The sequence below is a fragment of the Streptomyces sp. NPDC047061 genome (assembly GCF_040643955.1).
Classification (GTDB): Bacteria; Actinomycetota; Actinomycetes; order Streptomycetales; family Streptomycetaceae; genus Streptomyces.
In genome coordinates, this window is sequence record NZ_JBEYVI010000018.1 from 15,659 (window position 1) to 34,160 (window position 18,502).

The 18,502-nt window shown below is 71.5% G+C and carries 16 protein-coding genes; 11 read left to right on the forward strand and 5 right to left on the reverse strand.

From position 1 onward, the window contains the following. Positions 1-82 precede the first annotated feature (82 nt). Together ABZ887_RS24885 and ABZ887_RS24890 are read right to left on the reverse strand one after the other, a co-directional pair. Positions 83-1,387, reverse strand: coding sequence for an FAD-binding oxidoreductase (locus tag ABZ887_RS24885; RefSeq protein WP_361293012.1), 1,305 nt, complete (start codon positions 1,385-1,387; stop codon positions 83-85). A gap of 89 nt (positions 1,388-1,476) precedes the next feature. Continuing rightward, a complete protein-coding gene (locus tag ABZ887_RS24890) occupies positions 1,477-3,279 on the reverse strand; it encodes a glycoside hydrolase family 15 protein (protein WP_361293297.1) in 1,803 nt (600 codons plus the stop codon). Positions 3,280-3,802: 523 nt separating this feature from the next. On the opposite strand from ABZ887_RS24890, the gene ABZ887_RS24895 reads away from it, so the two are divergent. The 11 genes from ABZ887_RS24895 (at position 3,803) to ABZ887_RS24945 (ending at position 16,660) form a co-directional block, all read left to right on the forward strand. Next, positions 3,803-5,491 carry a CTP synthase gene (locus ABZ887_RS24895; RefSeq protein ID WP_361293014.1) on the forward strand — a complete coding sequence of 563 codons (1,689 nt, stop codon included), beginning with the start codon at positions 3,803-3,805 and terminating at the stop codon, positions 5,489-5,491. Between the two features lie 83 nt (positions 5,492-5,574). Continuing rightward, the gene (locus ABZ887_RS24900) at positions 5,575-6,201 is read left to right on the forward strand and encodes an NUDIX hydrolase (protein ID WP_361293016.1); all 627 of its coding nucleotides are present in this window, start codon (positions 5,575-5,577) and stop codon (positions 6,199-6,201) included. A 194-nt stretch (positions 6,202-6,395) separates the two neighbouring features. Next, the gene (locus ABZ887_RS24905; RefSeq protein ID WP_361293018.1) at positions 6,396-8,471 is read left to right on the forward strand and encodes a tetratricopeptide repeat protein; all 2,076 of its coding nucleotides are present in this window, start codon (positions 6,396-6,398) and stop codon (positions 8,469-8,471) included. 135 nt (positions 8,472-8,606) lie between these two features. Further along, a complete protein-coding gene (gene ald / locus ABZ887_RS24910) occupies positions 8,607-9,731 on the forward strand; it encodes an alanine dehydrogenase (RefSeq protein WP_361293020.1) in 1,125 nt (374 codons plus the stop codon). 405 nt (positions 9,732-10,136) lie between these two features. Then, entirely contained in the window at positions 10,137-11,264 is a 1,128-nt protein-coding gene (locus tag ABZ887_RS24915) for a ParA family protein (protein ID WP_361293022.1), read from the forward strand. Continuing rightward, positions 11,249-11,863 (forward strand): hypothetical protein, encoded by a 615-nt coding sequence (locus ABZ887_RS24920; protein ID WP_361293024.1) that lies wholly within the window; start codon positions 11,249-11,251, stop codon positions 11,861-11,863. The genes ABZ887_RS24915 and ABZ887_RS24920 overlap by 16 nt, the downstream gene beginning before the upstream one ends. Before the next feature lie 18 nt (positions 11,864-11,881). Next, positions 11,882-12,952, forward strand: a complete 1,071-nt coding sequence (locus ABZ887_RS24925; protein ID WP_361293026.1) for a segregation/condensation protein A — start codon at positions 11,882-11,884, stop codon at positions 12,950-12,952. Further along, positions 12,949-13,599, forward strand: coding sequence for an SMC-Scp complex subunit ScpB (gene scpB, locus ABZ887_RS24930; protein ID WP_361293028.1), 651 nt, complete (start codon positions 12,949-12,951; stop codon positions 13,597-13,599). Before ABZ887_RS24925 ends, scpB begins: the two co-directional genes overlap by 4 nt. Positions 13,600-13,610: 11 nt before the next feature. Beyond that, a complete protein-coding gene (locus ABZ887_RS24935) occupies positions 13,611-14,735 on the forward strand; it encodes a pseudouridine synthase (protein WP_361293030.1) in 1,125 nt (374 codons plus the stop codon). A gap of 186 nt (positions 14,736-14,921) precedes the next feature. Then, positions 14,922-15,641: an NUDIX domain-containing protein gene (locus ABZ887_RS24940; protein ID WP_361293032.1), complete on the forward strand. Its 720-nt coding sequence runs from the start codon at positions 14,922-14,924 to the stop codon at positions 15,639-15,641. Continuing rightward, positions 15,638-16,660, forward strand: a complete 1,023-nt coding sequence (locus ABZ887_RS24945; protein ID WP_361293034.1) for an ADP-ribosylglycohydrolase family protein — start codon at positions 15,638-15,640, stop codon at positions 16,658-16,660. Before ABZ887_RS24940 ends, ABZ887_RS24945 begins: the two co-directional genes overlap by 4 nt. A 35-nt stretch (positions 16,661-16,695) precedes the next feature. Here ABZ887_RS24945 and ABZ887_RS24950 read toward each other — a convergent pair whose 3' ends face one another. The 3 genes from ABZ887_RS24950 to ABZ887_RS24960 are packed head-to-tail and all read right to left on the reverse strand — an operon-like array spanning position 16,696 to position 18,468. Further along, a complete protein-coding gene (locus ABZ887_RS24950; RefSeq protein ID WP_361293036.1) occupies positions 16,696-17,427 on the reverse strand; it encodes a nucleotidyltransferase domain-containing protein in 732 nt (243 codons plus the stop codon). Between the two features lie 22 nt (positions 17,428-17,449). Further along, positions 17,450-17,887: a Rieske (2Fe-2S) protein gene (locus ABZ887_RS24955; protein ID WP_361293038.1), complete on the reverse strand. Its 438-nt coding sequence runs from the start codon at positions 17,885-17,887 to the stop codon at positions 17,450-17,452. Continuing rightward, positions 17,884-18,468 carry a DUF6529 family protein gene (locus ABZ887_RS24960; RefSeq protein WP_361293040.1) on the reverse strand — a complete coding sequence of 195 codons (585 nt, stop codon included), beginning with the start codon at positions 18,466-18,468 and terminating at the stop codon, positions 17,884-17,886. The genes ABZ887_RS24955 and ABZ887_RS24960 overlap by 4 nt, the downstream gene beginning before the upstream one ends. Between the last annotated feature and the right edge of the window lie 34 nt (positions 18,469-18,502).

The following is an 18,502-nucleotide window of genomic DNA, read 5'->3' on the forward strand; positions in this document are numbered from 1 at the left end:
GTGGCTGGTCGCGCCCACGCGGCGGAGCCGCAGATTGATACAGCCCCGCGCCCCTTCAGGGCGCGGATCTCGCCGGACCTGCTCAGAGCGGTCTGATGTTGTGGTTGAAGCGGAAGACGTTGTCCGGGTCCCAACGTCGCTTCACCTTGCCGAGCCGCAGCGCGTTCCCCACGCCCAGGCCTGCCCGCACCCGCTCCGGGCCCTCGTCACCGATGAGGTTCAGGGGGACGGCACCGGTGGCCCACGGCTGGATCCCGGCACGGACGCCCCGCACCCAGCCGATCACCCGCTCGTCGTCCGCCGGGTCCGCCCAGATCCCACAGGGGTGCACCACCCAGGCCGCGTTCAGCGGGAACAACAGATGCCGCGAGCCGCTCGGCACCGGCATGCCCTCCGCAGCTCCGCACCAGGCGTCCACCGCCTCGTCGGGCAGGTCGGCCAGGCACTCGGCCGACCAGTGGTTCCGCAGCCCGGACGGAACGTCGAGCAGGCACTGCAGCTCGCCGTACGGCATGGGGCCGACGACCTCCGCCTCGTGCGGCAGCGCGAGCAGCGGTCCGGCGACCTTGCGCAGCCCTGCCTCGCCGCCCACGAAGGTCACGAGGGCGGCGCACACCGGCTCGCCGTCGGCTGCCAGGTACACCACCGCCCCGCCCGCCTCGTCGGGGCCGGTGCGGATCACCTCGCGGAAGGCGCGGACCACCTCCGGGCCGGACTCCGGCGGATACCGCAGCAGCGCGACCGAGAACACCGGCAGCTCGTGCAGGGCGAGGGTGAGCGCGGTGGCGACACCGAAGTTCCCGCCGCCGCCGTGCAGGGCCCGGAACAGCTCCGGGTTCTCGTCCGCGTTGGCGTGCACACGCTCGCCGTCGGCGGTGACCAGTTCGACGCCGATCAGGTCGTCGACGGCCGCCCCGAAGACCCGGTCCAGCCACCCCGACCCGCCACCGAGCACGAACCCGCCGACCCCGATGCCGGGCGCCCGCCCACCGGTGGCGGCGAGACCGTAGGCCCGGGTCGCCCGGTCCAGACGGCTCATGGTCACCCCGCCCTGCACCCGGACGGCCTCCGCCACCGGATCGACGGTCACCTCGTCCATCCGGCGCAGATCCACCACGAGCGCGCCGTCGGCGACCGCCGAGCCCGCCACGGAGTGGCCGCCGCCGCGCACCGCGATGTGCAGGTCCAGCTCCCGCCCGAACCGCACGGCACGGACCACGTCGGCGTCGCCCGCACACTGGGCGATCACGGCCGGGCGCCGGTCGACCATGCCGTTGAAGACGGCCCGCGCCGCGTCGTACCCCAGGTCTCCGGGCGCGAACACATCACCGCCCAGATCCTCACGGAGCACGACGAGAGCCGTGTGCGCCTTCGAGAAGGCACCCATGATGACCAGCCTAGACAGCAGCGCCCCGCAAGGGGCGCGGGGAACTGCGCGACCAGCCCCCACGCACCCGCACCCGACCGACGGCGCCGCTACCCCCCGTACGCCCCGGACGCCGTAAGCCGCAGCGCCGTGTCGATCAGCGGCACATGACTGAACGCCTGCGGGAAGTTCCCCACCTGCCGCTTCAGCCGCGGATCCCACTCCTCCGCCAGCAGCCCGAGGTCGTTCCGCAGTGCGAGAAGCTTCTCGAACAGCTTGCGGGCCTCGTCGACGCGCCCGATCATCGCGAGGTCGTCGGCCATCCAGAACGAGCACGCCAGGAACGCGCCCTCGTCGCCGGGGAGGCCGTCCACGCCCTCGTCGCCGCCCGAGGTCGGGTAACGCAGGATGAAGCCGTCGGACGTGGACAGCTCCCGCTGGATCGCCTCGATGGTGCCGATGACCCGCTTGTCGTCCGGCGGCAGGAAGCCCATCTGGGGGATCAGCAGCAGCGAGGCGTCCAGCTCCTGGGAGCCGTACGACTGGGTGAAGGTGTTGCGCTCCTTGTCGTAGCCCCGCTCGCAGACGTCCCGGTGGATGTCGTCGCGCAGCTCCTTCCAGCGCTCCAGCGGGCCGTCCGCGTCCCCGGACTCGATCAGCTTGATGGTGCGGTCCACCGCGACCCAGGCCATCACCTTGGAGTGCACGAAGTGCCGGCGCGGCCCGCGCACCTCCCAGATGCCCTCGTCCGGCTCGTCCCAGTGGTCCTCCAGGTAGCGGATCAGCTTCAGCTGGAGGAGGGAGGCGTAGTCGTTGCGCGCCAGGCCGGTCATGTGGGCCAGGTGCAGGGCCTCGGTGACCTCGCCGTAGACGTCCAGCTGGAGCTGGTGGGCCGCGCCGTTGCCGACCCGGACCGGCGCCGAGTTCTCGTAGCCCGGCAGCCAGTCCAGCTCGGCCTCGCCCAGCTCGCGCTCGCCCGCGATGCCGTACATGATCTGCAGGTTCTCGGGGTCGCCGGCGACCGCCCGCAGGAGCCACTCGCGCCAGGCGCGGGCCTCCTCGCGGTAGCCGGTGCGCAGGAGGGAGGACAGGGTGATCGCCGCGTCGCGCAGCCAGGTGTAGCGGTAGTCCCAGTTGCGGACGCCGCCGATGTCCTCCGGGAGGGAGGTCGTCGGCGCGGCGACGATGCCGCCGGTGGGGGCGTACGTCAGGGCCTTCAGCGTGATCAGCGAGCGGACCACGGCCTCGCGGTACGGGCCGTGGTACGTGCAGTGCTCGACCCACTCCCGCCAGAAGTCCTCGGTCGCCTCAAGGGACTGCTCCGGCTCCGGCAGCGGCGGCGGCTCCTTGTGCGAGGGCTGCCACGAGATGGTGAAGGCGATCCGGTCGCCGGGGGCGACGGTGAAGTCGGCGTAGGTCGTCAGCGACTTGCCGTAGGTCTCCGCCGAGGTGTCGAACCACACCGAGTCGGGGCCCGCGACGGCGACCGTACGGCCGTCGTGCTTGTGCACCCAGGGGACCACCCGGCCGTAGGAGAACCGCATCCGCAGCACCGAGCGCATCGGCACCCGGCCGGTGACGCCCTCGACGATGCGGATCAGCTGGGGCGCGCCGTCACGCGGGGGCATGAAGTCGATGACCCGGACCGTGCCGCGCGGGGTGTCCCACTCCGACTCCAGGATCAGCGAGTCGCCCCGGTAGGTGCGGCGGGCCGCGGTCGGGGGCGGGGAGTCGGCCGCGTGGGCCGGGCCGAGGCGCCAGAAGCCGTGTTCCTCGGTGCCGAGCAGACCGGCGAAGATGGCATGCGAGTCGAAGCGGGGCAGGCACAGCCAGTCCACTGTGCCGTCCCGGCAGACCAGCGCAGCGGTCTGCATGTCTCCGATGAGTGCGTAGTCTTCGATGCGCCCGGCCACGTGCAACTCCAGTCGAACGGCCACGTCACCCCCCAGGCAGAAGGGGGCTGTCGCTAGTGCGGTCAAGGGGGGTTGTTGTTGTGCGTCATTAGGTCGTCAAGCGGTGAAGCAAAGCAGCCCGCCGCGCCCTGAGGCAAAACGACAGTCATAGCTCAACGAACTGCCAAGCTCTCGTTGTTCCGGGGTGACGGGCGGGGGTGTGCCGTCTTTTCCGGCCGGGCTCGGCAGCGAGTGTCCGAGCAGGATACGACGCACGTAGATGATCTGCGTGCCGCTCCGGGCAACCCGTGTGGGCCGAACGGGTGAGCCCTGGGTGAAATGCGGGTGAGGCAGGCCCCACGTCCGTGCCGACGTGTGTACGGAGCGTGGCCGGAAGCCATCTCTCCGAGGCGCTGATACCCTGGTAGCCCGTGGACCGGTGGGCACGAAACCCCCGAACCGCAGCGACGGCACCACCCCGGAAACTCCAGGACGGCAGCCGTACCGCACGACAGACCGCGACCACGGGAGCCCCCTCTTGGCCATGCCGCCGCATGCTTTCAAAAACAGCGCAGCCACGACGACCAAGCACATCTTCGTCACCGGGGGTGTCGCCTCCTCGCTCGGCAAGGGCCTGACGGCCTCCAGCCTGGGCATGCTGCTCAAGGCCCGGGGCCTGCGCGTCGTGATGCAGAAGCTCGACCCGTACCTGAACGTCGACCCGGGCACGATGAACCCCTTCCAGCACGGTGAGGTGTTCGTCACCAACGACGGCGCCGAGACCGACCTGGACATCGGCCACTACGAGCGTTTCCTCGACCGCGACCTGGACGGCTCCGCCAACGTCACCACGGGTCAGGTCTACTCGACGGTGATCGCCAAGGAGCGGCGTGGCGAGTACCTGGGCGACACGGTCCAGGTCATCCCGCACATCACCAACGAGATCAAGCACCGCATCCGGCGCATGGCGACCGACGAGGTCGACGTGGTCATCACCGAGGTCGGCGGCACGGTCGGCGACATCGAGTCGCTGCCGTTCCTGGAGACCGTCCGCCAGGTCCGGCACGAGGTCGGCCGGGACAACGTCTTCGTGGTCCATATCTCGCTCCTGCCCTACATCGGCCCGTCCGGCGAGCTGAAGACCAAGCCCACCCAGCACTCCGTGGCCGCGCTGCGGAACATCGGTATCCAGCCGGACGCGATCGTGCTGCGCTGCGACCGCGAGGTGCCGACCGCCATCAAGCGCAAGATCTCGCTGATGTGCGACGTCGACGAGGCCGCGGTCGTGGCCTGCCCGGACGCCCGGTCGATCTACGACATCCCGAAGACCGTGCACGGCGAGGGCCTGGACGCCTACGTCGTCCGCAAGCTGGACCTGCCGTTCCGCGACGTGGACTGGCGGACCTGGGACGACCTGCTCGACCGCGTCCACAACCCCGACCACGAGATCACCCTCGCGCTGGTCGGCAAGTACATCGACCTGCCCGACGCCTACCTCTCGGTCACCGAGGCGCTGCGTGCCGGCGGCTTCGCCAACAAGGCCCGCGTGAAGATCAAGTGGGTGACGTCGGACGACTGCAAGACCCCGGCGGGCGCCGCCGCGCAGCTCGGTGACGTCGACGGCATCTGCATCCCGGGCGGCTTCGGCGACCGCGGTGTGCTCGGCAAGGTCGGCGCCATCCGCTTCGCCCGCGAGAACCGGATCCCGCTGCTCGGTCTCTGCCTGGGCCTGCAGTGCATCGTGATCGAGGCCGCGCGCAACCTGGCCGACATCCCGGACGCCAACTCCACCGAGTTCGACTCCGCCACCGGCCACCCGGTCATCTCCACCATGGCCGAGCAGCTGGACATCGTGGCCGGCGAGGGCGACATGGGCGGCACCATGCGCCTGGGCATGTACCCGGCCAAGCTGGCCGAGGGCTCCATCGCGCGCGAGGTCTACGACGGCAAGGAGTACGTCGAGGAGCGGCACCGCCACCGCTACGAGGTGAACAACGCCTACCGCGCGGAGCTGGAGAAGAAGGCCGGCATCCAGTTCTCCGGCACCTCCCCGGACGGCAAGCTCGTCGAGTACGTCGAGTACCCGCGCGACGTCCACCCCTACCTGGTCGCCACCCAGGCCCACCCGGAGCTGCGCTCCCGCCCGACCCGCCCGCACCCGCTCTTCGCGGGCCTGGTGAAGGCCGCGGTCGCCCGTCAGCAGGGCGCCGTCGAGCAGGAGAATTCGAAGTAACACACCGGTTGTACGGTGGCCGGGGTGCATACCTTCAAAGGTGCGCACCCCGGTTTTTTCACGTACGTCTGGAAGGGTTCGGCATGACGATCAAGGACACCCCCGAGGAGTGGGAGATCCGGGCGACGGAGACCCCCTTCGTGGGCAACAAGACCTCGGTCCGCACCGACGAGGTGGTCATGCCCGACGGCTCGGTGGTCCGCCGCGACTACCAGGTCCACCCCGGCTCGGTCGCCGTCCTCGCCCTGGACGAGGAGGACCGCGTGCTGCTCATCCGCCAGTACCGGCACCCGGTCCGGCAGAAGCTGTGGGAGATCCCGGCCGGCCTGCTCGACATCCCCGGCGAGAACCCGCTGCACGCCGCCCAGCGCGAGCTGTACGAGGAGGCCCACGTCAAGGCCGAGGACTGGCGGGTGCTGACCGACCTGTACACCACCCCCGGCGGCTGCGACGAGGCGGTGCGGATCTTCCTCGCCCGTGGTCTCTCCGAGGCCGAGGGGGAGCGCTTCGAGACGGAGCACGAGGAGATCGACCTGGAGTACGCGCGCGTACCGGTCGACGAGCTGGTGCGCCTGGTGCTCGCCGGCGACCTCCACAACAACTGCCTCGTGACCGGCGTCCTCTCCCTGGTCGCCGCCCGCACCGGTGACGGCCTCGACGCGCTGCGCCCGGCCGACGCGCCCTGGCCGGCCCGCCCCTTCGAGTCCTGAGCCCCACCCCCGGGGCCCGGATCCGCCCTTCGAGCACGCCGGTGTGACCATCGCCTGATCCGATCGGGCGATAGGTCAGCCGCGCTCTGCCCGGAACGTCCTCGCACGTGAACTAGGCTCGACGCGATTGAGCCGAAACGCCCGAACCGGAGCCCCGGCGGGCCTGCGTGTGCGGTGGGACGGGAGTGTGGCCCGTGACGGATCAGGCGGTGGACACAGGCGGCGCACGGCGGTCGGCGCCCGCGGCCACGGACGACCGGTTCCTGGGCCGTACAAGGGAGTTGAAGGAACTGCGCGCCGACATCGAGCGCGCGGGCCTGGACACCATCGCCGGCCGCAAGGCCCCCCGCGCCCGGGTGCTGCTGATCGCGGGCAGGCCCGGCTCCGGCCGCACCGCCCTCGCCGAGGAGCTCGTCCGGCAGGTCGCCCCCGGCTACCCCGACGGAGTGCTGCGCGCCCGCCTCACCGAGCCCGACGGCACCCCGGTCCCGGTCGAGCGCACCGCCCGCGACCTCCTCACCGCGCTGCGGCTGCCCACCCCGGCCGGCGCCGCCGCGGACGACCTCACCCACGCCCTGCGCACCGCCCTCGCGGGGCGCCGGATGCTGCTCCTGCTCGACGACGCGCCCGGCGCCGAAGAGGTCGACGTACTGCTCCCGGACACCCCGGACTGCCTGGCCGTCGCCGTCTCCGGCGGCCCGCTCACCGGGATCTCGAACGTCCGCCCGTGCACCCTGGGCGGTCTCGACACCAAGTCGGCCGTGGAACTGCTCAGCCGGCACACCGGCTCGGTCCGCATCACCGTCGACCCCCGTTCCGCCGAGTCGCTGGTCGAGGTGTGCCAGGCGCAGCCCGCCACGCTCGCCCTGGCCGGCGGCTGGCTCGCCGCCCGCCCTCAAGCGGCCGTCTCCGACCTCGCCAAACGCCTGCACGCGGAGGCGGACGACGGCGCGGCGCTGGCCCGCGTCCTGCGGTTCGCGCACGGCCAGCTGCCGGGCCGGTCCGCGCGGATACTGCGCCTCCTCAGCCTGGCCCCGGCCGGCCTGGTCGACCCGCACACCGCCTCGTCCCTGGCCGGCTGCTCGGTCGACACCGCCCGCACCACCCTGGACGAGCTGGTCCGCCTCGGCCTGCTGCACCCGGTGGCCTCCCCGCTGCCCCAGTACGTGGTCCCCGGCTGCCTGCACCCGCTGCTCCGGGTGCTGGCCGAGAGCCAGGAGCGGGCCGGGGAGCTCCAGCTGGCCCGCGCCCGGATGCTGGAGCGCACGGTACGGCTGCTGCAGTCCTGCCGGGCGATCACCGAGACCGACAACCCGCAGGCCCGCGAGAAGCTCCAGGCCCTGCCCCGGGAGCTGCGCTTCCCGACCCCCCGGGCCGCCGCCGACTGGCTGCGCATCCGGCGCCCGGCGCTGCTGGCCGCAGCCCGCGCGGCGGTCGCCGACGGCGAGCTCGACACGCTGGCCCGCCGCCTGATGGCGCAGCTGGTCAAGGCCATGGTGGCGCACCTCGGCACCCAGGCCGCGGCCCCCGACCTGTACGGCATCCACCGGCTCGTCCTCGATGTCGCCGAGCGCCGCGACCTGCCCCGGGAGCAGGCCGCCGCACTGCTGAACCTCGGCGACCTGGACGCGCAGACCGGGCGAACGGCGGACGCTCTGGTGCGATATCGGTCGGCTCTGGAGGCCGGGCGCAGAGCAAATGACCCGTACGCGACCGGTCGCGCAATGGAATCCGTAGGTGGCGCGTACCAGGAGCTGGGGGACTACGACCGGGCCGCCGACTGGTTCGGCCGCGCCCTCGCCGAGCGCCTGGCCCGCGACGAGCGTGCCGAGGCGGCCCGGCTCTACGGCCGCATCGCCGGCGCGCACACCTACGCGGGCCGCTACGGGGAGGCGCTGCGGGCCTGGCGGGCGGCCGTTTCCGGCCACCGCAAGAACGGTGATGTGGCCGCGCAGGCAAGGGCGTTGAGCGAGCTGGCCCGGGTCCAGGAGTACGCCGGCCGGCCCGAGGAGTCGCTGAGCACCTGCCAGGAGGCGGTGGAGTGGGCGCGCCGTGCCGAGGACACCCGGCTCCAGGCGGCGCTCCAGTTGCGGCTCGCCGACACGCTGGAGCGGCTCGGCGACTCCATCGCCGCGAGCCTGCACCGCTCGGCCGCCGAGCGCATGCTGAGTGAGGAGCTCCGGGACTCCATGGACCCCTCGGACCCGGACTCCGACCCGGAACACGGCGCTAACGCCTACGAAATCCGTAGTGCTTCCGGCCAAGATTGATGCAATGAAAGGCTAGACAGTCGGAACGCCTTCATTAAACTGGCTCTGCCGCCGGTTCTTCCGCGGTGTCTCCTGGTATGCCGCCGCATGCCGGGTATGCGTGTCTATGCCCCCACACCCTCTGAGCCAAGGACCGTGATCGACGTGAAGGTCGGCATCCCCCGCGAGGTCAAGAACAACGAGTTCCGGGTGGCCATCACCCCGGCCGGCGTGCACGAGCTGGTGCGGCACGGTCACCAGGTCGTCATCGAGCGCGGCGCCGGTGTCGGCTCGTCGATCCCGGACGACGAGTACACCGCCGCCGGGGCCACGATCCTGGACACCGCGGACGAGGTGTGGGCCACCGCGGACCTGCTGCTGAAGGTCAAGGAGCCGATCGCGGAGGAGTACCACCGCCTCCGCAAGGACCAGACCCTCTTCACCTACCTGCACCTGGCCGCCTCCAAGGAGTGCACCGACGCCCTCCTGGAGTCCGGCACCACGGCGATCGCCTACGAGACCGTCGAGCTGCCGAACCGCGCGCTGCCGCTGCTCGCGCCCATGTCCGAGGTCGCGGGCCGGCTCGCCCCGCAGGTCGGCGCCTACCACCTGATGCGCGCCGCCGGCGGCCGTGGCGTCCTGCCCGGTGGTGTCCCGGGTGTGCTGCCCGCCAAGGCCGTCGTCATCGGCGGCGGTGTCTCCGGCTGGAACGCCGTGCAGATCGCCATCGGCATGGGCTTCGACGTGACCCTGCTCGACCGCGACATCAACAAGCTGCGCGAGGCCGACCGGATCTTCGGCACCAAGGTCAAGGCCGTCATGTCCAACTCCTTCGAGCTGGAGAAGGCGTGCCTGGAGGCCGACCTGGTGGTCGGCGCGGTGCTCATCCCGGGCGCCAAGGCCCCGAAGCTCGTCACCAACGAGCTGGTCTCCCGCATGAAGCCGGGAAGTGTCCTTGTCGACATCGCGATCGATCAGGGCGGCTGCTTCGAGGACTCCCGCCCCACCACGCACGCCGAGCCGACCTTCAAGGTCCACGAGTCGGTCTTCTACTGCGTCGCCAACATGCCCGGTGCGGTGCCCAACACCTCCACCTATGCGCTCACCAACGCCACGCTCCCGTACATCGTGTCGCTCGCGGACAACGGCTGGGCGGAGGCGCTGCGCCGGGACGCCGCACTCGCCAAGGGCCTCAACACGCATGACGGCAAGGTCGTTTACAAGGAGGTCGCCGAGGCGCACGGCCTGGAGCACGTCGACCTCGACACGCTCATCGGCTGAGCAGGACCCGGCGGGCAAGTCACCTTTTCGTAAAGGCGATACGTCAACAAGCCGCGTCAATCGCGCACTTCCGGCCGGACCTTGCCCGACAAGGTCCGGCCGGATGTGTGTATGGTCACTTTGCGACTTGCGGTCAACTCGCCTCGAACGTAACCCTTCGACCGATTCGCACACCGGTGAAACCTGCTGTGCGACGGCCGTACGCCCTTGACAGAGGGATGTTTCATTGCCGACACATCCTGCCGGGTCCGGCGGATTGTGTTGCTGCGAACGCCCGACACGCCATAGAGTCGCCAACCGTCGGCATAGTGCCACGCTGACCTGTCTAGAAGTTTCCTGGTCACCAAGGAGGTAAGACGACTTGTGAATGAGTCGACATTTTCTCCCGGGGGTGGTCAACCAGGAATGCCGGTACGGGACCAGGGTCCCGCGGGGTTCGAGGCTGTCGGCTCCGTCGCGGTGCGTACCTTCGCAGCAGCCCGGAGTCCGCTGACCACGCGGACAGCACACCAGAGCATGGATGGCCATCACGTGAACGCCATGGCCGGCGACGGAAGTGGCGCGCCCCACAGCCAATTCGCCGACTACGACGAACTGCCCGACGGGCACTTCTACGACCCCGACGCCGAGTACGAGCCCGATCCGGAGTACGCGGCCACGCTCGCGCCCGACGCGGCGCGTCAGCGCCGCGAGCGCGTCGGCCCGACCGGGCGCCCGCTGCCGTACTTCCCGATCCCGGGCCCGGTGACCAGTCACGGCCCCGCGACGATCATCGCGATGTGCAACCAGAAGGGCGGCGTCGGCAAGACCACGTCGACCATCAACCTGGGTGCCGCGCTCGCGGAGTACGGCCGGCGGGTGCTGCTCGTGGACTTCGACCCGCAGGGCGCGCTGTCGGTCGGTCTCGGCGTCAACCCGATGGAGCTCGACCTCACCGTCTACAACCTGCTCATGGAGCGGGGCATGGCGGCCGACGAGGTCCTCCTGAAGACCGCGGTCCCCAACATGGACCTGCTGCCCTCCAACATCGACCTGTCGGCCGCCGAGGTCCAGCTGGTCTCCGAGGTCGCCCGCGAGTCGACGCTGCAGCGCGCCCTGAAGCCGCTGCTGCCCGACTACGACTACATCGTGATCGACTGTCAGCCCTCGCTCGGCCTGCTCACGGTCAACGCGCTGACGGCCGCCCACAAGGTGATCGTGCCGCTGGAGTGCGAGTTCTTCGCGCTGCGTGGTGTCGCCCTGCTGACCGAGACCATCGAGAAGGTCCAGGAGCGGCTCAACCCGGAGCTGGAGCTCGACGGCATCCTCGCCACGATGTACGACTCGCGCACGGTGCACAGCCGCGAGGTGCTGGCCCGTGTCGTCGAGGCGTTCGACGACCACGTCTACCACACGGTCATCGGCCGCACGGTCCGCTTCCCGGAGACCACGGTCGCCGGTGAGCCGATCACCACGTACGCCTCCAACTCCGTCGGTGCCGCCGCCTATCGCCAGCTCGCCAGGGAGGTGCTCGCCCGGTGTCACGCCGAGTGAGTCTGCCCGGGGCCGACGAACTGTTCCGTACGACCGGGGGGATGGCGCTGCAGCCGTCCACGCCCAGGCGCCCGGTCAACGGCGAGGCCCGGGTGCCGGCTCCCGCGGGGGAGAGCGACGAGACGGCGGCCGCGGCCGCCGAGGACGTGCCCCAGTCGGTGCCCGTGCAGGGCGGCGACGGCGAGGGTGCGGAGCATGTGGCGGCGGAGGCCGAGCCGGCCGACGCCGGGGAGTCCCGCAACCACGCCGCGCAGTCGGTCACGGTCGCGCCGTCGGCGGAGCGGTCCGCGCGGCAGCAGGCGGTGCAGGAAGGTTCTGCCGGGTCCGCCGCGCAGGGGCAGCCCCGCAAGCAGCGGGGCGGCGGCCGGGCGCCCGCCCGGCGGCCCAGCGGGCGCGAGCGGCACGACGAGAAGATCACCGTGTACGTCTCCGCCGAGGAGCTGATGGATCTGGAGCACGCCCGGCTGGTGCTCCGGGGCGAGCACGGGCTGGCGGTGGACCGGGGCCGGATCGTCCGCGAGGCGGTCGCCGTGGTCCTGGCCGACCTGGAGTCCCGCGGGGACGCGAGCATCCTCGTACGACGGCTTCGCGGGCGGTAGGGGTAGCCTGCGGGGGCTATGACCTCGACCGATTCTCCTGCTTCTGTCCCCGGTCCCGGCCGCAGGCGTGCGCTGGGGCGGGGGCCGGGTGCTCCTGTGGCGGAGGTCGAGGGGCCTGCTGAGGCCGGTGGGCCGTTGTGCCCACCCGTTCCTCCCCCAGTGCCTGAAGGGCCTGGGGGGACCCCCAGCGGAACGCCTGCCCACAACGGCGGCGTGTCAGAAGAGGAGCCCGGCGCTGTCGAACCCCAGCCCTCCGGCGCCGAGGAGCCCCAAGACGTCCCCGACGGCGTCTTCAAGGTCCGGCTTGCCAACTTCGAGGGGCCCTTCGATCTTCTGCTTCAGCTGATCTCCAAGCACAAGCTTGACGTCACCGAGGTCGCGCTGTCCAAGGTGACCGACGAGTTCATGGGGCACATCCGGGCCATGGGGCCGGACTGGGACCTCGACCAGACCACCGAGTTCCTCGTCGTCGCCGCCACCCTGCTGGACCTCAAGGCCGCCCGGCTGCTGCCCGCCGCCGAGGTCGAGGACGAGGCCGACCTCGCGTTGCTGGAGGCCCGGGACCTGCTTTTCGCGCGGCTGCTGCAGTACCGCGCGTACAAGCAGATCGCCGACATCTTCAACCGGCGCCTGGACGACGAGGCCCGCCGCTGGCCCCGTACCGTCGGCCTCGAACCGCACCTCGCCGAGCTGCTGCCCGAGGTCGTCATCAGCATCGGGGCGGAGGGGTTCGCCAAGCTCGCGGTCAAGGCGATGCAGCCCAGGCCCAAGCCGCAGGTGTACGTCGACCACATCCATGCCCCGCTGGTCAGCGTGCAGGAGCAGGCCGGGATCGTGGTCGCGCGGCTGCGGGAGCTGGGGGAGGCCAGCTTCCGGGTGCTCGTCGAGGACACCGACAACACGCTCACCGTCGTGGCCCGTTTCCTCGCGCTCCTGGAGCTGTACCGGGAGAAGGCCGTCGCCCTCGACCAGGAGACCGCCCTCGGGGACCTGATCGTGCGCTGGACCGGCGGGGACGCCGGGGCCCGGCTGATGGTCACCGACGAATTCGACCGGCCGCCCGAGCCGCCCAAGGAGGAGAAGCCGTGAGCGAGGAGACCGCGGAGCTGCCGGCGGGGCTGCGGCCCGTCGCCGACCTCGAGCTCAAGCCGGCCCTGGAAGCCGTCCTGATGGTCGTGGACGAGCCCGCCACCGTCGAGCACCTGTCCAAGCTCCTGGAGCGGCCGAAGCAGACGGTCACCAAGGCGCTGCGGGCGCTGGCGGACGAGTACACCGCGCAGGGCCGCGGCTTCGAGCTGCGGTTCGTCGCGGGCGGCTGGCGTTACTACACGCGCGGCGAGTACGCGCCCGCCGTCGAGCGGCTGGTCCTGGAGGGCCAGACCGCCCGGCTCACCCAGGCCGCGCTGGAGACACTCGCGGTCGTCGCGTACCGCCAGCCGGTGAGCCGCAGCCGCGTCTCGGTCGTCCGCGGGGTCAACTGCGACGGTGTGATGCGCACCCTGCTGCAGCGCGGTCTGGTCGAGGAGGCGGGCACGGAACCCGAAACAGGTGCGATCCTGTACAGGACGACGAACTACTTCCTGGAGCGGATGGGCCTGCGCGGCCTGGACGAGCTCCCGGAGCTCGCGCCCTTCCTCCCGGAGGCGGAGGCGATCGAGGCCGAGACCCAGGAGGGCGTACCGTCGTTCGATCCGGACGCACCCGATGCGCCGGGTGCAGACGACGCAGACGACTAGACGGAACTTTGATGCGAAGCAGCAGCGGCAGGAACAGCAGCGGAAACAACGGCGGGAGCCGTGGTGGCAACAGCGGCGGCCGCGGCGGGAGCAGCGGTGGCCGCGGTGACTACCGCGGCGCCGGGAACGCCCGCGACGACAAGCAGGGCGCAGGCCGGCCGAAGAAGCCGCGTCCGGAGGAGCGGCGCTACGACGTAGGCCCGGGCGCCACCCAGGACGGCCCGAAGTCGGGCCGCGGCGCCTCGGCGCGCGGCGGCGCCAAGGGCGGCCCCCGGCAGAGCCAGGACACCGGGCGCGGCCGTTGGGCCCCGGCGAGCTCCCGCGAGTACGACGCCCGCGCCGAGGAGCGCAACCGGGAGCGGTACGCCGGCAAGAAGGACGTGAAGCTCCCCAAGACCTTCCCGGGCGCCGAGCAGGAGGGCGAGCGGCTGCAGAAGGTCCTCGCCCGCGCGGGCTACGGCTCCCGGCGCGCCTGCGAGGAGCTGATCGAGCAGGCCAGGGTCGAGGTCAACGGCGAGATCGTCCTGGAGCAGGGCAAGCGGGTCGACCCGGAGAAGGACGAGGTCCGCGTCGACGGGCTGACCGTCGCCACGCAGTCGTACCAGTTCTTCTCGCTGAACAAGCCGGCCGGCGTGGTCTCCACCATGGAGGACCCGGACGGGCGGCAGTGCCTCGGCGACTACGTCACCAACCGGGAGACCCGGCTCTTCCACGTCGGGCGCCTGGACACCGAGACCGAGGGCGTCATCCTGCTCACCAACCACGGCGAGCTGGCGCACCGGCTGACCCACCCCAAGTACGGCGTGAAGAAGACCTACCTGGCGCACATCGTGGGCCCGATCCCGCGCGACCTGGGCAAGAAGCTCAAGGACGGCATCCAGCTGGAGGACGGCTACGCGCGCGCCGACCACTTCCGGGTCGTCGAGCAGACCGGCAAGAACTACCTGGTCGAGGTCACCCTGCACGAGGGCCGCAAGCACATCGTGCGGCGCATGCTGGCGGAGGCCGGGTTCCCGGTCGACAAGCTGGTGCGGGTCGCCTTCGGGCCGATCACCCTCGGCGACCAGAAGTCGGGCTGGCTGCGCCGCCTGTCCAACACCGAGGTCGGGATGCTCATGAAGGAAGTCGACCTCTAGACCACCGGCCCCGCAGAGGGGCGTGTACGGCTTTCTGACGGCCGGTTCCGGATAGTCCGGGACCGGCCGTCGTCGTACCCGCGAACGGGGCGCCAGCGGCCGCTGAGGCCTTGCGTGACCCCCGTCGACTCTTTATAGTCGTAAAGACCATTAGTTGCGTCGATCACCGAGGGGGTGGACGGGCCCATGCAGGGCTACGACAAGTACGCCTTCGAACCCTTCGCCGTCACCGTCGACCTCGCCGTCCTCACCCTCCGCGCCGGAGCCCTGCACGTGCTGCTCGTCGAGCGCGGGCAGGAGCCGTACGCCGGACAGTGGGCGCTGCCCGGCGGCTTCGTGCTGCCGCGGGAGTCGGCCGAGACGGCGGCCCGGCGGGAACTCGCCGAGGAGACCGGCCTGTCGGACGTGTCCGGACTGCACCTGGAGCAGCTGCGCACCTACAGCGAGCCCGAGCGCGACCCGAGGATGCGGGTCGTCTCCGTCGCCTTCACCGCGCTGCTGCCCGACGCCCCCGAGCCGCACGGCGGCGGGGACGCGGCCCAGGCGCGCTGGCAGCCGTACGACCCGGCCCGGCCGCTCGCCTTCGACCACGTCCGGATCCTGGCCGACGCCCATGAACGGGTCGGCGCGCAGCTGGAGTACAGCTGTCTCGCCACCGCCTTCTGCCCGCCCGAGTTCACGCTCGGCGAACTGCAGAACGTCTACGAGACGGTGTGGGGCGTCCCGCTGGACCGCCCCAACTTCCGCCGCAAGGTGCTCGCGACGCCCGGTTTCGTCGAACCCGCCCCCGGCGCCGCCCGGTTGACCGGCGGCCGCGGCAAACCGGCCGCCCTCTACCGCGCGGGCACCGCCACCGTGCTCCACCCGCCCCTGCTCCGCCCGTCCCGGGAAGGACGCCCCGCATGACCACGAACATCGGCGACAAGCGTGCCGCCACCGGCTCCCTGATCGGTCTCGCCCTCGGGGACGCGCTCGGCTTCCCCACCGAGTTCAACGACGTGCCGTCCATCCTCGCCAAGTTCGGGCCGTGGCGGGAGATGGAGCTGCCGCAGCGGGCCTTCGTCTCGGACGACACCCAGATGACCCTCGCCGTGGGGCACGCGATGCGCACCGCGATGGACCGGGGGGTGCTCGCGCCCAAGCGGCTGGAGCGGCCGCTGCGCGAGGAGTTCGTGAACTGGTACCAGTCGCCCGAGAACAACCGGGCGCCCGGCCGGACCTGCCTGCGGGCCTGCAACCTCCTGAAGGAGGAGGGACGCGCCTGGCAGGACGCCAGCCAGATCGACTCCAAGGGCTGCGGCGCCAACATGCGGGTCGCGCCCGTCGGTCTCGCCCCCGGGCTGAGCGACGAACAGCGCGCAGGCGCCGCCCAGTTGCAGGCCGGACTCACCCACGGCCACCCCACCGCGCTGGCCGCCTCCGACCTCACCGCGCGCGCCGTACGGCTGCTCGCGCAGGGGACCGAACCGGACCGGCTCGTCGACCGGCTGCGGTCGTACGCCCACGAGAACCGCACCCGCTACCACCGCACCTGGCTCGGCGACCTGTGGACGCGCAGCCAGGACGCGAGCCCCGAGGCGTTCATCGCGCGCGGCTGGGACGAGTGCCTGGAGATCCTCGACCGGCTCCAGGAGGCCGTGCGCACCGCCTCGCCGGAGGCCGACCCGTGCCTGGCCACCGGTGCCGGCTGGATCGCCGAAGAGGCCCTGGCGACCGGTCTGCTCTGCTTCCTGCTCTTCCCCGGCGAACCGGTGCTCGCCCTGCGCCGGGCCGCCTGCTCCTCCGGCGACTCGGACTCGATCGCCTGCCTCACCGGCGCCTTCGCCGGGGCCTGGCTCGGCGAGGACGCCTGGCCGACCGAGTGGGCCGACCGGATCGAGTACCAGGGCGACCTGATGACCCTGGGCGCGCTCTGGGACGCCTGAGCCGAACCCGGCGCCGCCCCGGCTCTGAGCCGAACTCAGCGCCGCCCGGCGCGCACGGTGCCCTGCCCGGCCTGGTCCGCGTGGGTCCGGAGGGCCGAGGCCCGGCGGGTCCGGAACAGGAAGTCGGCCACGCGCGCGTGGTCCGGCTCCGCCGGGAGCGGGGTGCCGTGCAGCGCCCGCTCGGTCTCCTCGGCCAGCCGGGCCATCCGGGACTCGGCCTCCGCCCAGGAGACCTCGCCCCGCTTCACCGCCAGGAACTCCGCGCGCCGGTCGCCGACGCCGATCGTCAGCTCGCCGGTGCGCAGCAGGTCGCGGGCGCTCGTCAGCAGCCGCAGCAGGTGCATCGCGTGCTTCCAGCGCGGGGCGCCGTGCACACGGACGTCGGCGTCGAGCTTCCGGCGCTGGGCGAGGGCGTAACCGGTGAAGGAGTCGTAGGCGCGCCGGGAGAGGAAGGCTCCGCGCAGCGCGAGCAGTTCGCGGCCCGTGTCGTCGAGGCGTTCGACCAGGGGGGAGTGCAGGCACTCCAGGATGTTCGGGTTGGCCCGTAGCGCCAGCTCGCAGAACCGTTCCAGCTCCCAGGAGAACTGCTCCTCGCCCGGCCCCTCGACATGTGTCGGCGGCTTCGCCAGGCCCCAGAACAGGGGAGTGGGGGCGAGGAACACACCCCGGCGGTCGGTGTCGCTGTCCTCCGTGGCCAGACCGAAGGCCCGCGACCCCATGACACAGGCGTAGATCGTGTGGTCGCGCACCAGGTCCTCGGGCTCCATGCTCAGGAGCGTATGTGGCCGGTCACCCCAGGGTGATGGAATTTCCGCTCACCGTGATCGTCTCGGCCGGCAGCGGCTTGGTCGCCGGGCCGTGGGCGACCGAGCCGTCGGCGATGTGGAACTTGCTGCCGTGGCAGGGGCAGTCGATGGTGCCGTCCACCACCTGGTTCACGGTGCAGCCCTGATGCGTGCAGATCGCCGAGAAGGCCTTGAACTCGCCCTTCGTCGGCTGGGTCACCACGACCTTCTGGTCCTTGAAGATCGTGCCGCCGCCCTCCGGGATCTCGCTCGTCTGCGCCAGCACCTCCCCGGAGGCCGCGCTCCCCGCCCCGGACGAGGCGGGCGACCCGGACGAGCTGGAGGAGCCGTTGTCGTTGTAGTTGCTGCATCCCACGCAGGTCGCGGCGAGCGCCGCGGTACCCGTCGTGAGCACGCTGCGCCGAGTGGAGCCGTCGGTCATGTCGTCACCCCGAACGTACGGAAGAACCAGAAGGCTGACGTCAGCCAGACGAGCGTGAGCACGGCGAACACCAGCCCACCGACGATCGGCAGCAGCCAGCCGGGGAGTCGCTCCGAGCGGAGCAGCAGCATCTTGGCACTGAAAACACCGAAGAAGAAGCAACCCAGGATGGAGTGCCACAAAACGCGCGTTTCGTACGTCTGATAGCCCAACGCATACAGGCAGTGGACGGCCACGGGGACGGCGACCAGGAACGCGATCCGCCCCGACCAGCGGTGCAGCGCGGGCGCCCAGCGCGGTCCCGGCAGCTTGCCGTACATCATCAGCGCCGAGGCCAGCTGGACGAGCGCGAAGAAGAACGCCGTCGAGGCGAGCCAGGACTTCACCGCGCGCGTGCTGCTGAAACCGGCGAGGTTGAAGGCCGTCCCGGTCGGCTGGTGGACCCTGCCGTACACGCCGAGGGCGACCGCGACCGCGGCGGCCACCAGGACGGGGACGAGATAGCGGGCGGGGTGCGGGCGGCGGTGGTGCGGCTCGGGCGACGGCCAGCTCTGGGTGGCGGCGTTCGGGTCGACGGACATGGTCGGCTCCCTCGGATCACGGTCACGGCCGGGT

Excerpts from the sequence above, each read along its gene's own strand:
- ABZ887_RS24885 (WP_361293012.1), bottom strand. The coding sequence starts at position 1,387 with ATGGGTGCCTTCTCGAAGGCGCACACGGCTCTCGTCGTGCTCCGTGAG.
- ABZ887_RS24895 (WP_361293014.1), top strand. The coding sequence starts at position 3,803 with ATGCCGCCGCATGCTTTCAAAAACAGCGCAGCCACGACGACCAAGCAC.
- ABZ887_RS24900 (WP_361293016.1), top strand. The coding sequence starts at position 5,575 with ATGACGATCAAGGACACCCCCGAGGAGTGGGAGATCCGGGCGACGGAG.
- ABZ887_RS24915 (WP_361293022.1), top strand. The coding sequence starts at position 10,137 with ATGCCGGTACGGGACCAGGGTCCCGCGGGGTTCGAGGCTGTCGGCTCC.
- ABZ887_RS24925 (WP_361293026.1), top strand. The coding sequence starts at position 11,882 with ATGACCTCGACCGATTCTCCTGCTTCTGTCCCCGGTCCCGGCCGCAGG.
- ABZ887_RS24935 (WP_361293030.1), top strand. The coding sequence starts at position 13,611 with ATGCGAAGCAGCAGCGGCAGGAACAGCAGCGGAAACAACGGCGGGAGC.
- ABZ887_RS24940 (WP_361293032.1), top strand. The coding sequence starts at position 14,922 with ATGCAGGGCTACGACAAGTACGCCTTCGAACCCTTCGCCGTCACCGTC.
- ABZ887_RS24945 (WP_361293034.1), top strand. The coding sequence starts at position 15,638 with ATGACCACGAACATCGGCGACAAGCGTGCCGCCACCGGCTCCCTGATC.
- ABZ887_RS24950 (WP_361293036.1), bottom strand. The coding sequence starts at position 17,427 with ATGGAGCCCGAGGACCTGGTGCGCGACCACACGATCTACGCCTGTGTC.
- ABZ887_RS24955 (WP_361293038.1), bottom strand. The coding sequence starts at position 17,887 with ATGACCGACGGCTCCACTCGGCGCAGCGTGCTCACGACGGGTACCGCG.
- ABZ887_RS24960 (WP_361293040.1), bottom strand. The coding sequence starts at position 18,468 with ATGTCCGTCGACCCGAACGCCGCCACCCAGAGCTGGCCGTCGCCCGAG.